The organism is Pseudoalteromonas sp. SR45-1, from assembly GCF_014163655.1.
Classification (GTDB): domain Bacteria; phylum Pseudomonadota; class Gammaproteobacteria; order Enterobacterales; family Alteromonadaceae; genus Pseudoalteromonas; species Pseudoalteromonas distincta.
This window is the reverse complement of the sequence record NZ_JACJDR010000001.1, coordinates 298,808-316,075: the sequence shown is the minus strand read 5'-3', so window position 1 is coordinate 316,075 and position 17,268 is coordinate 298,808. Positions and strand designations below refer to the sequence as shown.

17 protein-coding genes and 1 tRNA gene are annotated in these 17,268 nt (G+C 38.4%); 9 read left to right on the top strand and 9 right to left on the bottom strand.

Annotation, left to right across the window (positions count from 1 at the left end; genetic code table 11):
* Positions 1-140 precede the first annotated feature (140 nt).
* From H5089_RS01445 to H5089_RS01430, 4 genes are all read left to right on the top strand, one after another.
* A complete protein-coding gene (locus H5089_RS01445) occupies positions 141-518 on the top strand; it encodes a hypothetical protein (RefSeq protein WP_024596649.1) in 378 nt (125 codons plus the stop codon).
* Positions 519-662: 144 nt separating this feature from the next.
* Positions 663-753 (top strand) — tRNA-Ser (locus H5089_RS01440).
* A gap of 53 nt (positions 754-806) precedes the next feature.
* Positions 807-1,193 (top strand): hypothetical protein, encoded by a 387-nt coding sequence (locus tag H5089_RS01435; RefSeq protein ID WP_024597253.1) that lies wholly within the window; start codon positions 807-809, stop codon positions 1,191-1,193.
* A 69-nt stretch (positions 1,194-1,262) separates the two neighbouring features.
* The gene (locus tag H5089_RS01430) at positions 1,263-1,883 is read left to right on the top strand and encodes an FKBP-type peptidyl-prolyl cis-trans isomerase (RefSeq protein WP_002962890.1); all 621 of its coding nucleotides are present in this window, start codon (positions 1,263-1,265) and stop codon (positions 1,881-1,883) included.
* Positions 1,884-2,242: 359 nt separating this feature from the next.
* Here H5089_RS01430 and H5089_RS01425 read toward each other — a convergent pair whose 3' ends face one another.
* Positions 2,243-4,612 (bottom strand): TonB-dependent receptor, encoded by a 2,370-nt coding sequence (locus H5089_RS01425; RefSeq protein ID WP_182711305.1) that lies wholly within the window; start codon positions 4,610-4,612, stop codon positions 2,243-2,245.
* 215 nt (positions 4,613-4,827) lie between these two features.
* Positions 4,828-5,217 carry a YkgJ family cysteine cluster protein gene (locus H5089_RS01420; RefSeq protein WP_024597255.1) on the bottom strand — a complete coding sequence of 130 codons (390 nt, stop codon included), beginning with the start codon at positions 5,215-5,217 and terminating at the stop codon, positions 4,828-4,830.
* Between the two features lie 280 nt (positions 5,218-5,497).
* Between H5089_RS01420 and H5089_RS01415 the strand changes: the two genes are divergently transcribed.
* Complete coding sequence (locus tag H5089_RS01415; RefSeq protein ID WP_002961145.1) at positions 5,498-5,677, top strand: hypothetical protein; 180 nt, start codon at positions 5,498-5,500, stop codon at positions 5,675-5,677.
* A gap of 199 nt (positions 5,678-5,876) precedes the next feature.
* Complete coding sequence (locus H5089_RS01410) at positions 5,877-6,305, top strand: hypothetical protein (protein WP_002961147.1); 429 nt, start codon at positions 5,877-5,879, stop codon at positions 6,303-6,305.
* 271 nt (positions 6,306-6,576) lie between these two features.
* Here H5089_RS01410 and H5089_RS20210 read toward each other — a convergent pair whose 3' ends face one another.
* A complete protein-coding gene (locus tag H5089_RS20210) occupies positions 6,577-6,975 on the bottom strand; it encodes a hypothetical protein (RefSeq protein ID WP_259396024.1) in 399 nt (132 codons plus the stop codon).
* A gap of 96 nt (positions 6,976-7,071) precedes the next feature.
* Positions 7,072-7,431: an alpha/beta fold hydrolase gene (locus tag H5089_RS20205; RefSeq protein WP_259396023.1), complete on the bottom strand. Its 360-nt coding sequence runs from the start codon at positions 7,429-7,431 to the stop codon at positions 7,072-7,074.
* A gap of 285 nt (positions 7,432-7,716) precedes the next feature.
* Here H5089_RS20205 and H5089_RS20200 point away from each other — a divergent pair, with 285 nt between their 5' ends.
* Both H5089_RS20200 and H5089_RS01395 read left to right on the top strand, forming a co-directional pair.
* Positions 7,717-8,187, top strand: a complete 471-nt coding sequence (locus tag H5089_RS20200; protein WP_182711304.1) for a hypothetical protein — start codon at positions 7,717-7,719, stop codon at positions 8,185-8,187.
* A gap of 27 nt (positions 8,188-8,214) precedes the next feature.
* The gene (locus H5089_RS01395) at positions 8,215-8,802 is read left to right on the top strand and encodes a DUF1287 domain-containing protein (protein ID WP_182711303.1); all 588 of its coding nucleotides are present in this window, start codon (positions 8,215-8,217) and stop codon (positions 8,800-8,802) included.
* 35 nt (positions 8,803-8,837) lie between these two features.
* On the opposite strand, the gene yfaE is transcribed toward H5089_RS01395, so the two are convergent.
* From yfaE to ubiG, 5 genes are all read right to left on the bottom strand, one after another.
* The gene (gene yfaE / locus H5089_RS01390; protein ID WP_182711302.1) at positions 8,838-9,110 is read right to left on the bottom strand and encodes a class I ribonucleotide reductase maintenance protein YfaE; all 273 of its coding nucleotides are present in this window, start codon (positions 9,108-9,110) and stop codon (positions 8,838-8,840) included.
* Positions 9,110-10,240, bottom strand: coding sequence for a class Ia ribonucleoside-diphosphate reductase subunit beta (gene nrdB, locus H5089_RS01385; protein WP_002961159.1), 1,131 nt, complete (start codon positions 10,238-10,240; stop codon positions 9,110-9,112). The genes yfaE and nrdB overlap by 1 nt, the downstream gene beginning before the upstream one ends.
* A gap of 65 nt (positions 10,241-10,305) precedes the next feature.
* On the bottom strand, positions 10,306-12,588 hold the full coding sequence (gene nrdA / locus H5089_RS01380) for a class 1a ribonucleoside-diphosphate reductase subunit alpha (protein ID WP_182711301.1): 2,283 nt from the start codon (positions 12,586-12,588) through the stop codon (positions 10,306-10,308).
* Positions 12,589-12,996: 408 nt separating this feature from the next.
* Positions 12,997-13,677 (bottom strand): HAD family hydrolase, encoded by a 681-nt coding sequence (locus tag H5089_RS01375; protein ID WP_182711300.1) that lies wholly within the window; start codon positions 13,675-13,677, stop codon positions 12,997-12,999.
* Positions 13,677-14,387, bottom strand: coding sequence for a bifunctional 2-polyprenyl-6-hydroxyphenol methylase/3-demethylubiquinol 3-O-methyltransferase UbiG (gene ubiG, locus H5089_RS01370; RefSeq protein WP_182711299.1), 711 nt, complete (start codon positions 14,385-14,387; stop codon positions 13,677-13,679). Before ubiG ends, H5089_RS01375 begins: the two co-directional genes overlap by 1 nt.
* A 176-nt stretch (positions 14,388-14,563) precedes the next feature.
* Between ubiG and gyrA the strand changes: the two genes are divergently transcribed.
* Positions 14,564-17,263 (top strand): DNA topoisomerase (ATP-hydrolyzing) subunit A, encoded by a 2,700-nt coding sequence (gene gyrA / locus H5089_RS01365; RefSeq protein WP_002961163.1) that lies wholly within the window; start codon positions 14,564-14,566, stop codon positions 17,261-17,263.
* Positions 17,264-17,268 lie beyond the last annotated feature (5 nt).

Below are 17,268 nucleotides of genomic sequence, written 5' to 3'. Positions count from 1 at the left end.
AAAGAGTTAGTGGTTTGGCTGTGAGAAGCGCTTGGAAGCACAAAAGTTAATAATTCTTCTTCAGTTTGTTTTTTAATCGGTTGTTTTTTGATACATTATGGAAAGTCTTAATAAAAATAACGATAAAGAAGACGAAAACAATGGGAAATTTATTTTTACAGGAAAAAGAAAACTGGCTTGCGTGGTCAATTTGGGGAATTGTTGGTGCTTTTGTAACCTTGTATGTTGCAATGAGTACAAATGCAGCGCATTTTATAGCAGGCTCTGCAATAGGTATGCTAATACTGTTAACTTTGTGGATGCAACAGTCTAAACGTTTTGACTTTGGACGGGCATTTAAAGTGTGTTGTTATGTTTTAGCGCTAAGTGTACTCCCCGCTTTTATGTTTGTAATAGTGCCAAGTGATGATTTAAATCGATTTGACTTAATTTTTCAAAGTGTAACATTCGCGGCATTGAGTTTATTGGCTTGTTTAATTTGTTCTTGGATTGCTCGCAGGCCTAAACAATATTACTGAGTATTGAATTAATAAGCGTGTTGAAGTAATTAGCTTAACAAAAGCGCAATGTGACTTGTTTTTAATCGTTTAATTATTATTTACGATTAATTTATATTTAGCTCTTTACAAGTAACACGTTTAACCATATTATTCGCGCCGTACGGAGAGATGGCAGAGTGGTCGAATGCACCGGTCTTGAAAACCGGCATGGGTTTATAGCCCATCTAGGGTTCAAATCCCTATCTCTCCACCATTATTTAAAAAAACCGCCTTATAGGCGGTTTTTTGCTTTGTGGAGTTTAATTAATGACTAAAGCAACGAACCTATCAACCTCACAGCTATTAATAAAACATCTTTTATTATGGGTGGTATTTGGTTACTGCTATCAAAGTGCTATTAGCTTGTTGGCAAAAATGGCGGTCGACGCACAGCCAGAATATCCATTAATTACCGCTTTTGCTTATGGTCTTGGTTTTAATATTTTGGCTGCCCATCTTATTACTAAATATGATAAACATTGGCCAGTAATTGGCTCTGCTTTTATTGGTTTAGTAGGCTTAGTTGCAGTGCCATTTTTATTGTCTGGTGAATCTGGATTATTAGCTATTCCTTTACTTGTTGGAATTTTATTCACTTTACCGCTTTGTAGTTATATTGTTGGCCTAATTAAGCTAAAACTCAGCAAAAACTAGCCCCAAACGGGGTTTATTTTGTGATAGCATATACGTGTCTTTTAACTAACAAAACGTGAAAAACACATTATGTCAGATAATTTTACTACAGATGCTGAAAAAGCAAGTTACGGTATTGGCTTACAAATGGGTGAGCAACTTAAGTCTAATCCTTTTGAAGGCTTAAACCTAAATTCAGTATTTGAAGGCATGAAAGATGCGTACGCTGGTAGCGCATTTCAAGTTGAGATCCCTGAGATTCAAGCTGCATTCGAAAAGATTAACGAAGAGATCCAAGCTCGTCGTGAAGAAGAATCTAAAGTACTTTCTGCCGAAGGTATTGCATTCTTAGAAGAAAACGCAAAACGTCCTGAAATCACAGTAACTGAGTCTGGTCTTCAATACGAAGTACTAGCGACTGGCGAAGGCGAAAAGCCAACAGCCGAGTCTACAGTACGTGTTGATTACCACGGTACACTAATTAACGGTACTGTGTTTGATAGCTCATACGAGCGCGGTCAACCAGCTGAATTTCCAGTTGGTGGCGTGATCAAAGGCTGGACTGAAGCATTACAAATGATGCCTGTAGGTACTAAATGGCGTATCTACGTTCCTCATGAGCTTGCTTATGGTGAACGTGGCGCAGGTGCTGCAATCGCACCTTTCTCAACGCTTGTATTTGACGTTGAACTACACGAAATCATTTCTTAATTTAAATAAATTTTAAAATTAAGAGTTTAAAAAGCCGTATTCAATCTGAATACGGCTTTTTTGTGTCTGTAATCTAAGTGTTTTATACCAATTCGATTAATTAAGTGATCTATTTTGCGCTAAGAAAATAGGGTTGATAACAAGGCAAAAACTTTTTTAACTAATTGTTATCACTAATTGCTCCTGCATTGCTCTACCTTTTGCATCCATGCAGTCGTATATCATAATTTTTACGCAGTTAGTGCAAAGTTTAATCCCTTGAATTGATCAAGTATTATTGCCGATCGATATTATCTATTCTAAAAATAAAAAACCGCATTAATAAAATGCGGTTTATAAACTAAAAGTACTTTTAATTATTAAAAATAGCCACGAACACCAAAGCGGAAGTTTCTGCCAGGTAGTGGGGCTTTATCTTTAATAAATGAGCTATGTACAAAACCTAACTCATCAGTAATGTTATCAACGTTTATATACAGCTGTGCATCGACACTGCCTAAACCTAATTGGTAATTAGCTTGTGCATCAAATAACGTATAGCCATCAGTTTGAGTTTCAAAGGCAGTTACATCGTTTTGATCAAAGTAATGAGTACCCGTTAATGTTAGTTGTAAGTCACCTAAATCGTACTGTAACTCAGAGCCTAATTTATTGGCAGGGATACGTGGTAAATTACCTTCGTCGTCTTTTAGTTTTGCACGAGTTGAGTCACCAAATACTTTAACCATAGCGCTTGGTGTTACTTGGTAATGCGCGTCAAACTCAATTCCATAAAGCTCTGCGTCTTTACTTGTAAACTGATAAACCGCAACAGCATCGTCATGTGCACCAATAGCTGATTCTAAACCATCTTCTTCATCGTAAACTAAACCCGTATTTTCTTGAAAATAAAAGTTTTTGATATCGTTATAGAAAAAGTTAACGGTGTAACCAAAATCACCGCTAAAGCGTCTAAAGCTTAAATCTAAGTTTGTTGAAGTTTCCTGCTTGATATTTTCTGGCTCAAAATGCGCTTCATTATCTTCAATATTGTAACCAAGGCCTAGCTCGTAAGTGCCAGTTGCAATGTGTAAGCCGTTAGATAAAAGTTCTGCCGAAAGCGGTGCTCGTTCTGAATGAGAAATACTTGTAGCGATACTATGACCCGGCTTGTATTGCCAAATGGCACCAGCAGAGGCACTTAAATTGGTAAAACTTTCGTTATACCCAATGGTTTCTTCGTCGCTGTGATCTATTTCTACTTCATCGTGGCTATGCTCGTGTGCCGTGATTTGGCTTTCAATTTTGTAATCTTCAACACGTGCGCCAAGTTCAATTGTAACGTCGCCAAATTCACGCTCTTCTAGTAAATATAATGCGTTAGTTGTAGTTACACTTGCGGGTGTAAAGGCTTCTTCACCAATTGCATCGTAGTCAGAATCGCTGTAGTGATAGCCCATCATTCCGTGCCAATCAGCAAACTTATGCTCTACATTTAAACGTGCTTCAGTCGTTTTATTTTTAAAAGTAGTACCAATTTCGCCATCTTCAATTTCGCTGTGCGAGTAATCTGTATAGCCAACACGTAGGTTGATGGTTTCAATCCAGTTATTATGAAGGGCGTAACTTACAAGCCCTTGCCAGCGATCTTGCTCTAAATGTGCATAAACCGGCTCTTCAGCTGCTTCATCTTCATGTTCTGCATGCTCTTCTTCAGTTTCACCTTCGTGATCGTGATGATGCTCATGCCCAGGAATACCGTAATCAGTATCAATACTACCGTAAGAAAAACCAATCGTTAAATGATCGCCAACATAGCTGGTACCAAAGTTGAGTGTTTCGCTATCAATAAAAGTATTTTCTACAGAATTCTCTGTTTCTACATCGCCATCATCGTCGGCAATAGTAAAGGTAGGTGTTTGGTAATCATCGCCACTGCGCTTAGTGCCATCAAAATGAAAGTTAAAGCCTTCATTACCTGTTTCAAGTTTTGCAGCTACTGTGTTTGAGTTTGACACTGTATCGTGGCTGTATTCAGCAGCACCCATAAGCTCGTCGATATTGTCTGTAGGAATGCGGTTATCAACCACGTTTACAACACCGCCAATTGCACCAGAGCCATAAAGTAGGGTACTTGGGCCACGTAATACTTCAATTTGTTCTGCTGCTAGGCTATCGCTTGATGTCGCATGGTCTGGGCCAATACGTGATGCATCGCTGGCATCTAATCCGTTTTGTGTGATTTTAACGCGAGGGCCATCTAAACCACGAATAATTGGGCTTGATGATACAGGGCCAAAGTAACTTGCATTTACGCCTGGTAAACCTTTTAGCGTTTCACCAAGAGTTGGTTTAGATTTATTTCTTAATTCATCACCTGAGAGCACGCTTACTGGCGATATCATCTCGAGGCTATTTTTATGAAGTGCAGAGGCATAAACAACCACTGTCTCAACTGATGTTGGTTTAAGCGATACAGACAGGTTATTTGAAGATTCGCTTACAGCAATACGAGAGTCTACGTAGTTGTCTTTACTAATATGTAATTGGCTATTTGCATCGATTTCTATAGCAAATTCGCCTAAATCATTACTTTTAACGCTTTGGTTTTTGCCATGCACATGAATTGAGGCATTTTTGATTGGTTGATTTTTATCATCCATTACTTTACCAGTAACAGTGGCAGCCAAAGCTGATTGAGAACATAAAACAGAAAAAATAGCAGAGGAGATTAATGTTAACTTTGTCATGGATATATTGGTTCGCGGTTATTATGTTGTGATATAATATAACACCGCAAAATCAGTGAATCAACAATGTTATAGTATAACTTTGTGTTTTGCGATGAATGATCTAAAAATGACGATTAAACCAATTTTATAAAAATTATAATAATAGGTATGTTAATAGAAATACTTATTTATTTAAGTGCGAGACTCATAGCGCTGCAGGTTTATCTGGGTATTTAAGAGCGGCTATCTATCATTATCAAATCTAGTTTATGCTGCGCTCTTGTCTGGTTTGTTATATCTATAGATTCAATCATTTCGCATTCGTCGCGGATCATCTCTGAAATAAGGCTAGGGTAGTGACGGCAGTCTTCTGGACGGTCAAGGTAAATACTGCAGGTATACATATTTTTAGCGAGAGGCTCCTTTTTAGGCGCAATTTCTAAAAATGGGCACACTTGAAGTCTTAAGCCTGTTTTTGGGTCAAACCAAATTTCGTTGTTTTTAACGTACTCATAAATTTCGGGGTTAAAGAGCTCCCATAAACCTATTTCTTCTTTCGTTGCGCTTAAGTCGCCGCCACCATATTTAATACAGCATTTACCACACTGGTTGCACTCTTTCATAATTTGCTAATTTAGTTGGCTGTTAACACATTTAAGTTAGGTATTAGTGTAGCACCAAATTTATTATTAACGCTCTACTGAATTGCCCCAGTGTTTGCTTTTTGGGTGTGTAAAAAAGTTAGATACAATAACTTAAGTTAAAACCCCTTGTTACATTTTATATAGTACAGGCTTTATTTAATGCTTTACTCTAAGGTGGCGAAAAATATTATGAAACCTGCTTGGGCAGCTTTGTAGTTATTAAATGTTGCTGAGCGGGATCCCTAAGTAGGATGTAATTATGAAAGAAGCTGTTACTAAGTTAAAAACAGAATTTAATGCAAAGTTATTATATTGGAACAACCTCAAAAGTAGTAAAGCCAAAGCGGCAATCATCTTATTATTTATAGTTGTCATTGCACTTAAAGTGTTTACGACCATCTTTACGTTGGATTGGGTTGCAAGTTTATTCAGTGTGTGAGGTTACTAAGAGTAATTGCGATAAAGTTTAATTACAGTGTGTTTAACGCCTACGCGATGTTCATTATTAATGTATTATTACGCTATACACCAAATTAAATAAATCAGTTGTTTAAATACATTTTATAATGACTGTAATGATACATTTTAGCTAAATTGAGTCAGTAAATTAGTTTAGTTGCACTAAAGGATAACCAGTGATGATGAATACAAAAATATATAAAGCGGTACATGATCTAGCAGAAGATTTAATGGCGGCGGCTAACAAAAATAATCGAGAAAAATTTGAATCTTTATTTGCTCAATTAAAAGCGATTTGTATAGAAAACGAAAATACCTCAAAAGATCACCCAGTACAATGGGAAACTTTGGCTGATTTTACCGAAGAGCTAGAAGAGGCAATCACGACTTATGAAAAAGCATTAGAAAAGTCTGTTGCGATTAATAACAAAGATCACATGTCATCAGTTTCTTTTTCAATGGCTACACTGCAGCTAGAACTTGGTCAAAAAGACGAGGCTATTAAAAATCTTCAAAATGCTAAGGTTAGTGCTAATAAAATTGAAGATAAAGAGCTTAAAGCTGAAATACACGATCTACTAGAGTCACTTATTGAAGAAGAAGGTTAAATACTTAAAATTTACTAGCTCAGACTTGATCTGACAGTTACCCATATTAAATACTATTTCTTTGGATTTAGCTTAAGTTAGTACAATTTAATGAAACGCTGATGGTTTATACCCTCAGCGTTTTTTATTTCCGCTATTTATAGCTTATCCATAAAGTTCACAATGTACTTTGCAATCTCAACTGGTTATTCTTCAACACTAAAGTGTCCTGAATCGAGTAAATGTATTTCAGCGTTCGGTACATCTTTTAAATATGCTTTAGCGCCTGCGGCTATAAACGCAGGGTCGTTTTTACCCATACAATTAATGTTACTGGTTGGTACTTGCGTAAATAAGCTTGCCATTTAGGGTAGTCGAGAAGGTTATTGTAGTAATCTTGTAGCAATTGTACTTGAATTACTCTATCGGATTTAGTTTGTAAAAAGTGAAGATCGTGCGTCCAGCTATCAGGGCTCATTACTTCTGGGTTACTTTGTACGTCTCGTAAATATTGCTTATTAATAATGGCTTTATTAGACGTGAACGAATAAATTTTATCACTCTGCGCTTGTGATTTGTCCTCATTCGCGGCTTTAAAAAAAGCTTGCCTCGGTAGGGTTAGCCCCTCTAAATACGCATTACCATTTTGTACAATAAGTGCATCAAGTTTATTTGGGTTATTTAACAACATTCTAAAGCCCACAGGAGCTCCAAAGTCCTGTATATAAAGGCTGTAGTGCTTTACTTTAAGTGTTGTTAGTAATCCTTCAACGTATTGAGCTAGAAATTAAAAAGTATATTTTTGAGTTTTTGGGTTTGGGCGTGCGCTATAACCAGAGCCTAAATAATCAGGTGCAATCACATGATAACGACCTGATAAGAGTGGGATGAATTCTCGGTAGCTGTGTGAAGACGACGGATACCCATGTAAAAGTACAATGGTTTGCTTATGCTGCGCGCCAGCTTCTCGGTAAAATATCTTTTTACCATTTACATTTGCATATTTGTAAGTGGTTTTTGAAGGCCATACAGCATCAGCGGCATATACTTGAGCGGTAAACGTAGATATTGAAACTAATAAAAACACAATAAATGAGACGATGTGAGCAGGTTTTACTTTAAGAATTTTTTGTATATCTGGGGGCATAGGTAAACTCGTTATTTTTGGTAATGACGTTTTATTAATTTACCAGACCCGTTATTTACACAATTGCATTCAGTTAATAATTACAAGTTATTACTAATAAGGACACAGTAACAATACCTGTGTTTTTAAAGCACATTACCAAATATATAGTTGATTAGAGGGTAAGTGGTTTTTTAGCAGCTTTTTGTAATTTAAAAAAGAGATTCGTTAATTTACTTTTGTTATTATTAATTTGTTAGCTTACAGAATGTGTACAGCGTTAAGCTAGTATTTTGGAGAAAGGACGTGCTCGAACAAATAGAACAATGGATTGATGCAACAAATATTAAATATAAAACCCAAAGAATTAGCTGTGAGAAATTTGCTAGTGAGTTTGCAGGGTTTTATCCTGTCGAATTTTTAAAAAATGCCTTTTACGTTGTTTATAAAATACCAAAACCTGACTTTGCGGGTCTGCGAGAAATGGGTCTAGGTGATTTTGTCGATATGGACGCGGCGGGTATAACGTATAAAAATACCTATTACCTACTTCCTGAGGTTGCAAAAGATTTGAGGGTTCATTTTCATGAGCTTGTGCATGTAGCGCAGTGGCTTAAACTTGGTCCTGACGCGTTTATGATGCGTTACATTAGCGAAATCCAACATGTAGGATATAACGACGCTCCGCTTGAAAAAATGGCATATGCGCTGGATACGCAATTTGCAAGTAAAGGCAATAAAATAGACGTGCTTAGGCACGTAGCCCAAACGCTGTAACTCAATTTTAGATTTAAAGGAGTTTATATGTACAGAATTATTGGGTGTTTACTTACTTTAGCGTGTATAAATAGTAATGCAGCATCGTTTGAAGAAGATATTGTTTCAGCTCTGCTTGAGCGTACAACTCATGATGTGACTTACGACGGCGCTTATCGCTCTATTGACTACCCTGGTGGGGATGTACCTAAAAATATAGGTGTGTGCACCGATGTAATAATTAGAAGTTACAGAAAGTTAGGTGTTGATTTACAGAAGCTCGTGCATGAAGACATGCAAAAAAACTTTGCGCTGTATCCATCTAAACGTATTTGGGGCTTAACTAAGCCTGATAAAAATATAGATCACCGACGTGTTCCAAATTTACAAGCTTACTTTGAGCGCCATGCAAACGTATTGAGTAAATCCAACAAAGTGAGTGATTATAAAACCGGCGATATAGTAACGTGGATGTTACCAGGTAATTTACCTCATATAGGTATGGTGATTAATGAGTTATCTCAAGATACGGGTAACCCACTTATTGTGCATAATATAGGGCGTGGTCCGCAAAAAAGCGATATGCTTTTTGATTATAAAATTACCGGACATTACCGGTTCGTTCCACACTATTGATAAGTTTAATAAACGATGGATGTAAGTATTGATTTTTATTTCAGAGCAATACTTACATTGCCATTGGGTTTACAGCAGCACAACAGTATTTCGCCTTCACGTACAAACGCAAGTGGCTCTTCGTTATACTCAACACTGCCTGATACTAAAGTTGCTCTACAAGCGCCGCAATAGCCTTCACGGCATTGGAATGCGACGTCTATTTTCATGGATTCTAAGCAGTGTAAAAGAGAAGGGCAGCCAGCGGTAAATTCTATACACTGGCTGTTTTCTGCAAGCGTTATGCTTGCAGTAGACTTGTCACTCATTATAAATCAAAATCACCAAATTCTGATGCATCAACTTGAGAGTCTATTTGACCAACAAGGTATGAGCTTATTTCTGCTTCTTGTGGTGCTACTTGCACGTTATCAGACACTAACCACGAGTTTATCCACGGGATAGGGTTACTGTTATTTTCAAACTGTGCTGGCAAACCAATCGCAGTCATACGTGCATTGGTAATGTATTCAACGTACTGACATAAAATATGTTTATTTAAGCCAATCATCGAACCATCTTTAAATAAGTATTCGGCCCACTCTTTTTCTTGCTCTGCAGCATCAACAAACATTTTAATTGCTTCGTCGCGGCACTGGGCAGCAACAATCGCCATTTCTGGATCGTCCTTACCGTCTTGCATAATGTTTAAAATATGCTGAGTACCAGAAAGGTGAAGTGCTTCATCGCGTGCAATTAGCTTGATGATTTTAGCGTTACCTTCCATTAGCTCGCGCTCAGCAAATGCAAACGAACATGCAAAGCTTACGTAAAAGCGAATCGCTTCAAGAATATTTACTGACATCATAGCCAGGTAAAGTTTCTTTTTAAGCTCAAATAAATTAATGATAACTGTTTTACCGTTAATCTCGTGTTTGCCTTCACCGTATAAGTTGTAAAGCGATACAGAGTTAATTAAGTCATCGTAGTATTTAGTTACGGCATCAGCACGTTCGCTAATTTTATCGTTGCTAACAATGTCATCAAAAATAAGCTCAGGTGCTTGTGTTACGTTACGGATAATATGCGTGTATGAGCGGCTGTGAATTGTTTCACTGAACGCCCACGTTTCTATCCATGTTTCAAGCTCTGGTAGCGATACAATTGGAAGTAGAGCCACGTTTGGCGAACGACCTTGTACACTATCAAGCAGTGTTTGGTATTTTAAGTTGCTTAAAAATATATGCTTTTCGTGATCTGGTAATGCTTGAAAGTCTAAACGGTCTTTACTTACATCTACTTCCTCAGGACGCCAAAAGAAAGACAGTTGCTTTTCAATTAACTTTTCAAAAATTGGGTATTTTTGTTGGTCGTAACGAGATACGTTTACAGTTTGGCCAAAAAACATTGGCTCTTGCATTTGGTTATTATGGTTTCGGCTAAAAGTAGTATAAGACATGTTTATCACTCAAAAAACTATCAGAAAAAGCGGGCTAAATGCCCGCTTAAAATAAAAATCAGCAGTTATATTTTACACGCGCCGCCTTCACAATCGTCATCTTCCACTTCTGGAGCATCTTCTTGTGAATCTGAGGCGCCGTCGCGAGTATTGTGGTAATACAAGGTTTTAACACCTAGTTTGTACGCGCTTAGTAAGTCTTTTAATAAGACTTGCATAGGTACTTTACCGCCTTCGAACTTGTTTGGATCATAATTTGTATTTGCAGAAATTGTTTGGTCAACAAATTTTTGCATTATGCCAACAAGCTGTAAATAACCATCGTTTGATGGAATGTCCCATAGTAGCTCGTACTGATCTTTTAAACGCTCATACTCAGGAACAACTTGTTTTAAAATACCGTCTTTACTTGCTTTAACGCTAATATGTCCACGTGGTGGCTCAATACCGTTAGTTGCGTTAGAGATTTGCGACGATGTTTCTGATGGCATTAATGCACTTAGTGTTGAGTTACGCATACCGTGCTCTTTAATACTTGCACGTAGTGTATCCCAATCAAGATGAAGTGGCTCATCACAAATTTTATCTAAATCACGTTTGTAAGTATCTGTTGGCATAATACCTTGTGAATACGTTGTTTCGTTAAACTTAGGACATGCGCCACGCTCTTTAGCAAGCTCGTTTGATGCTTTCATTAAGTAATATTGAATAGCTTCAAAGGTTTTATGTGTTAATGCATTAGCGCTGCCATCAGAATAACGTTTACCGTTTTTAGCTAGGTAGTATGCGTAGTTAATTACGCCTATTCCTAGTGTACGACGACCCATAGTTGCATTTTTAGCAGCCGGTACAGGGTAGTCTTGGAAATCAAGTAAGTTATCAAGTGCGCGTACTGCAAGTTCAGCTAGCTCTTCAAGCTCATCAAGTGACTCTATTGCACCTAGGTTAAACGCAGAAAGTGTACAAAGGGCAATTTCGCCTTCTTCGTCATTCACGTTATTAAGTGGCTTAGTTGGCAATGCAATTTCTAAACATAAGTTAGATTGGCGAATTGGCGCAACTTTAGAAATAAATGGGCTGTGTGTATTACAGTGATCCACATTTTGTAAATAAATACGACCAGTACTTGCACGCTCTTGCGCAAACATAGAGAAAAGCTCAATGGCTTTAATGCGTTTTTTACGAATAGACTCGTCTTGTTCGTATTTAACGTAAAGTGCGTCAAACTCAGCTTGGTCTTCAAAAAATGCATCATAAAGGCCAGGCACATCTGATGGGCTAAATAATGTAATGTAATCATCTTTAATTAAACGAGAGTACATTAATTTATTAAACTGTACGCCGTAATCAAGGTGGCGAACGCGGTTGTCATCTACACCACGGTTATTTTTAAGTACAAGTAGGTTCTCTACTTCTAAATGCCAAAGCGGGTAGAATAATGTTGCTGCGCCGCCACGTACACCACCTTGTGAACAACTTTTAACCGCTGTTTGAAAGTGCTTATAAAAAGGGATACAACCTGTGTGATACGCTTCGCCGTTACGAATATGGCTACCTAGCGCACGTATTCTACCTGCATTAATACCAATTCCCGCACGTTGTGAAACGTATTTAACAATAGCTGACGACGTTGCATTGATTGAATCAAGGCTGTCGCCACATTCAATTAATACACACGAGCTAAACTGGCGAGTAGGCGTACGTACACCCGACATAATTGGCGTTGGTAGAGATATTTTAAATAATGATACCGCGTCGTAAAAACGTTTGATGTAATCAGTACGTGTTTCACGTGGGTAATCTGAAAATAAGCTTGCCGCAACTAAAATATATAAAAACTGTGCACTTTCGTATATTTCACCCGATACACGGTTTTGAACGAGGTACTTACCTTCAAGTTGCTTTACAGCAGCGTAGCTAAAGTTAAGATCGCGAGAATGATCAAGGTATGCATCAAGCTCATCTAACTCTTGCTCTGTGTAATCTACTAGTAAATGAGCATCGTAGCGTTTATCGCCAACCATTTTTGTTACGTGGTTAAATAAACGTGGTGGCTCAAATTGACCGTATGCTTTTTTACGTAAATGGAATACAGCTAAACGTGCAGCTAAGTATTGGTAATCAGGCGATTCTTTTGAAATCTGATCCGCTGCTGCTTTAATGATGGTTTCGTGAATGTCTTTAGTACGAATACCGTCGTAAAACTGAATGTGCGACTTTAATTCAACTTGCGAAACCGAAACGTTGTTTAAACCTTCGGCGGCCCACTCAATAACGCGATGGATCTTATCCAGATCAAGAGGCTCTTTACGCCCGTCACGTTTGCTTACAGATAACTGTTGGTTCATTTGCCTGTATTCCTTGGGAATTATGTATTTTGACCAATGCTTTATACCTCGCCGAGGCAAGGTATATACTCATTTATTATAAGTTTCGCCATATTTGCGAATTTAATTGAATAACATTTGGCCACAATATCTGGTGTTGTTCAATTTAGAGATCACAAGATAGTGTGGTCTGAGTTGTTTTGCAAGGGACATAATTGCCCCTATTTGTGGATAACTTCGGGATAACGTATTTTTGTTAGTAGATACTCACCTTCGAACAATCATTTAAGTTGAAATATGCAAAAATCAACTAATGATCTGCTAAATTTACGCATTTTAAAAATAAATTTTGACTGCTTTTTTTATCAGCAAGCTTTGCGTAAAAACTAACACAATCACAATATATAGTGTTTATTAATTAACATGGCACTATATATGGTTAAAACCATCAATTGGGCTTTGCCAGTTAAAATCAGCATTCCAGCTGTTGGCTTCATCAATACTTGGTATGTAACCCCAAAGTGCCGTTGCTGTGCGCATACCTGCGGCTTTGCCTGCTTGTATGTCTCGCTGTGCATCACCAATGTACAAACAGCGTTTTGGTTGCACTCCCATAAGCTTTGCACAGTGTAGCAGCGGTAAAGGGGATGGCTTAGCTTCAGCTAAGGTGTCGCCACTTATTACTACACTAGCATTTTTCAATGCGGGAATTGCTGCCACTAAAGGATCAGTTAAAAACCCTGGTTTGTTAGTCATGATCCCCCATTTGATCTTTTTCTGATCAAGGGCAATAAGCAACGATTCAACACCGCTGAAGCAATGTGTGTGATTTGCTATGTTTGCAGCGTATTCGTCAACTAATTGCTTAATAAGCTCGCTTTGAGGTTGTGTGTCCCATAACTCTTTAAAACCAGCCTCTAATAATGCGCCTGCGCCGTTAGATGCCGCAGGACGGTATACATCACTACTAACAGGCTCTATTTTATTATTAATGAGAACTGCATTTAAAGCCGCACCTAAATCATCAGCGGTGTTGAGTAGAGTGCCGTCTAAATCAAATAAAAATGCATCGTACTCAATAAGGGGGAGGGGGGCTTGAGAGTTAGCCATTAAGCTAACTTCTCAAAGTACAGTATGTAATTTACGCTAACGTCACTATTGAGCGTATATTGCTTTGATAGTGGATTATAAGAAAGGCCTGTACTTGCACGAACTTTTAAACCCGCTTGCTCTGCCCATGCAATGAGCTGCGCAGGTTTTATAAACTTTTTATGGTCGTGTGTACCTTCAGGCACCATTTTTAAAAGCTTTTCAGCGCCAACAATGGCGTATAAATATGCCTTAGGTGTTTTGTTCAGGGTTGAAAAAAACACGTCTGCGCCTGGTTTGGCAAGTGCAGCTACTGCATGAATGATAGATGCTGGGTCGGGAACGTGCTCAAGCATTTCCATACAGGTTATTACATCAAAGCGCTCTGGGTGTTGCGATGCAAACTCTTCTGCTGGCACTTTTATGTAATCTACATTTATGCCAGTTTCTAAACTGTGCAACTTAGCAACAGTTAAAGGCTCTTGCCCCATGTCGATACCAGTTACCTTTGCGCCCATGCGCGCCATGCTTTGGCTTAAAATACCGCCACCACAGCCAACATCGAGTGTTTCTTTATCGAATAAGCCTTGCGTTTTGTTTGCTATAAAATCTAAACGTAACGGGTTAATTTCGTGAAGAGGTTTGAATTCTCCGTCTAGGTCCCACCAACGCTCGGCGATGGCTTCAAATTTTGCTATTTCTGCGTGATCTACATTTTGATGTTCGGTCATAAAATACTTCCTCGTCAATCTGAGGCCATTATATAGGGCTAAATTGATAAATCGCAAAGTTTTGCGCCTGTAAATTAAAATTAATTGTGATAGCATGGCTGTTAGAAATAATAACAATACTCTTAATACCCAATACCGGGTTGTTGAGAGCTGATACTGAAGGAATGTGATATCAAATGACTGATCTCGCCAATGAAATTCTGCCAGTCAATATTGAAGACGAGTTAAAAAACTCCTACTTAGATTACGCAATGAGCGTAATTGTAGGACGTGCATTACCAGACGTACGTGACGGCTTAAAACCTGTTCATCGCCGCGTTTTGTTTGCAATGAACGAGCTTAGTAATGACTGGAACAAGCCTTACAAAAAATCGGCCCGTGTGGTCGGTGACGTAATCGGTAAATACCACCCACACGGCGACAGTGCAGTTTATGACACGATAGTTCGTATGGCTCAGCCATTCTCACTGCGTTATATGCTAGTAGATGGCCAAGGTAACTTCGGTTCGGTTGATGGTGATTCAGCAGCGGCAATGCGTTATACAGAAGTACGTATGGCTAAAATGTCGCATGAGTTATTAGCCGATCTTGAAAAAGAAACGGTTGATTTCGTTCCTAACTACGATGGCACTGAGTTCATCCCTGATGTTTTACCAACGAAAGTTCCTAATTTATTAGTGAATGGTTCGTCAGGTATTGCAGTAGGTATGGCTACAAATATACCACCACATAACTTAACTGAAGTTGTAAATGGTTGTTTGGCACTTATTCAAAATCCAGATTTAACTATTTTAGAGTTAATGGATTATATTCCTGGTCCTGATTTCCCAACGGCTGCAATTATCAACGGTAAGAAGGGTATTGAACAAGCCTACTTAACTGGCCGTGGTAAAGTGTACATGCGTGCACGCGCCGACATCGAAACCGATGAAAAAACAGGCCGTGAAACAATCATCGTTCACGAAATTCCTTATCAAGTTAATAAAGCTCGTTTAATTGAAAAAATTGCTGAGCTGGTTAAAGATAAGAAAATTGAAGGTATTAGTGCGCTACGTGATGAATCAGATAAAGACGGTATGCGTATCGTTATTGAAATTAAACGTGGTGACGTAGGCGAAGTTATTTTAAACAACTTGTATTCACAAACTCAGTTACAAACTGTGTTTGGTATGAATATGGTTGCGCTAATTAATAACCAACCTAAATGTTTCAATTTAAAAGAAATGTTAGAAGAGTTTATTATTCACCGTCGTGAAGTAGTAACTCGTCGTACAGTATTTGATTTACGTAAAGCCCGTGACCGTGCACACACGCTTGAAGGCTTAGCGATTGCGCTTGCGAACATTGACCCAATTATCGAACTTATTCGTAAATCCCCTACACCTGCTGAAGCTAAAATTGCTTTAACAGCGCGTCCGTGGGAATTAGGTAATGTACAAGGTATGCTTGAAAAAGCAGGTGAAGACAATGTTGCTCGTCCAGATTGGTTAGCAAGCGAACTTGGTATTCGCGATGGTCAATATTATATCTCTGAGCAACAAGCTCAAGCAATTCTTGATTTGCGTTTACATAAGCTAACAGGTCTTGAACACGAAAAAATCTTGACCGAATACCAAGCGTTATTAGAACTAATTGCTGAACTACTTTATATTTTGGCAACTCCTGAGCGTTTAATGGAAGTTATACGTGACGAGCTAGTTGAAATTAAAGAGCAATATGGTGATGAGCGTCGCACTGAAATTAATGCAGCTGCTCACGATATCAGCCTTGAAGACTTAATTACCGAAGAAAACGTAGTAGTAACGCTTTCTCACGAAGGTTATGTGAAGTATCAAGCATTGTCTGATTACGAAGCACAGCGTCGTGGTGGTAAAGGTAAGTCAGCAACGAAGATGAAAGATGAAGATTTCATCGAACGTCTATTAGTTGCAAATACACACGATACTATATTGTGTTTCTCTACGGCCGGTCGTTTATATTGGCTTAAAGTATATCAGTTACCACTAGCGAGTCGTGCAGCGCGCGGTAAGCCAATTGTTAACTTGTTACCACTTGAAGCTGATGAACGTATTACTGCTATATTGCCAGTACGCGAGTACGCAGAAGATAAATACATCTTTATGGCAACAGCATTTGGTACAGTTAAGAAAACACCATTAACGGCTTACAGTCGTCAACGTGCAAGCGGTATTATTGCTGTTAACTTAAATGATGGCGATAGCCTGATTGGGGTTGATATTACCGATGGTAGCAACGAAATTATGTTGTTCACTGATGCAGGTAAAGTTGTACGCTTTAAAGAAGCTGAAGAAACAACCGTTGTTGATGAAAACGGTAACCCAGTATTAGACGAAGAAGGTAACCCTGAGATTCGTTTCAAAGGTGTTCGCCCAATGGGTCGTACTGCTACAGGTGTTCGTGGTATTAAAATGGCCGATGATCAACGCGTAGTATCGTTAATTGTACCAAAAACTGACGGTGCTATTTTAACGGTAACTGAAAATGGTTACGGTAAGCGTACACAACTAGAAGATTACCCATCTAAGAGCCGTGCAACACAGGGTGTTGTATCTATCAAGGTGAGTGAGCGTAACGGTGCTGTTGTTGGCGCTGTACAAGTTGATGATAACGACGAAATCATGATTATTTCAAATCGTGGTACCTTAGTACGTACTCGCGTTAATGAAGTTTCTACGGTTGGACGTAACACCCAAGGTGTTATTTTGATCAGAACTATTGACGAAGAGCAAGTAGTTGGTTTACAACGTATAGAAGAGATTGAAGTTACAGAAAGTGACTTGATTGATATTGAAGACGTTGAAACTGTAGATACGGTTATTGATGAAGTAGCGGATGATAATCCTCCTTCAGAATAATTGAT

What these genes read in the sequence shown, in the direction of transcription:
- H5089_RS01445 (WP_024596649.1), top strand. Translation starts at nt 141, where the DNA reads ATGGGAAATTTATTTTTACAGGAAAAAGAAAACTGGCTTGCGTGGTCA.
- H5089_RS01435 (WP_024597253.1), top strand. Translation starts at nt 807, where the DNA reads ATGACTAAAGCAACGAACCTATCAACCTCACAGCTATTAATAAAACAT.
- H5089_RS01430 (WP_002962890.1), top strand. Translation starts at nt 1,263, where the DNA reads ATGTCAGATAATTTTACTACAGATGCTGAAAAAGCAAGTTACGGTATT.
- H5089_RS01425 (WP_182711305.1), bottom strand. Translation starts at nt 4,612, where the DNA reads ATGACAAAGTTAACATTAATCTCCTCTGCTATTTTTTCTGTTTTATGT.
- H5089_RS01420 (WP_024597255.1), bottom strand. Translation starts at nt 5,217, where the DNA reads ATGAAAGAGTGCAACCAGTGTGGTAAATGCTGTATTAAATATGGTGGC.
- H5089_RS01415 (WP_002961145.1), top strand. Translation starts at nt 5,498, where the DNA reads ATGAAAGAAGCTGTTACTAAGTTAAAAACAGAATTTAATGCAAAGTTA.
- H5089_RS01410 (WP_002961147.1), top strand. Translation starts at nt 5,877, where the DNA reads ATGATGAATACAAAAATATATAAAGCGGTACATGATCTAGCAGAAGAT.
- H5089_RS20210 (WP_259396024.1), bottom strand. Translation starts at nt 6,975, where the DNA reads ATGTTGTTAAATAACCCAAATAAACTTGATGCACTTATTGTACAAAAT.
- H5089_RS20205 (WP_259396023.1), bottom strand. Translation starts at nt 7,431, where the DNA reads ATGCCCCCAGATATACAAAAAATTCTTAAAGTAAAACCTGCTCACATC.
- H5089_RS01395 (WP_182711303.1), top strand. Translation starts at nt 8,215, where the DNA reads ATGTACAGAATTATTGGGTGTTTACTTACTTTAGCGTGTATAAATAGT.
- yfaE (WP_182711302.1), bottom strand. Translation starts at nt 9,110, where the DNA reads ATGAGTGACAAGTCTACTGCAAGCATAACGCTTGCAGAAAACAGCCAG.
- nrdB (WP_002961159.1), bottom strand. Translation starts at nt 10,240, where the DNA reads ATGTCTTATACTACTTTTAGCCGAAACCATAATAACCAAATGCAAGAG.
- nrdA (WP_182711301.1), bottom strand. Translation starts at nt 12,588, where the DNA reads ATGAACCAACAGTTATCTGTAAGCAAACGTGACGGGCGTAAAGAGCCT.
- H5089_RS01375 (WP_182711300.1), bottom strand. Translation starts at nt 13,677, where the DNA reads ATGGCTAACTCTCAAGCCCCCCTCCCCCTTATTGAGTACGATGCATTT.
- ubiG (WP_182711299.1), bottom strand. Translation starts at nt 14,387, where the DNA reads ATGACCGAACATCAAAATGTAGATCACGCAGAAATAGCAAAATTTGAA.
- gyrA (WP_002961163.1), top strand. Translation starts at nt 14,564, where the DNA reads ATGACTGATCTCGCCAATGAAATTCTGCCAGTCAATATTGAAGACGAG.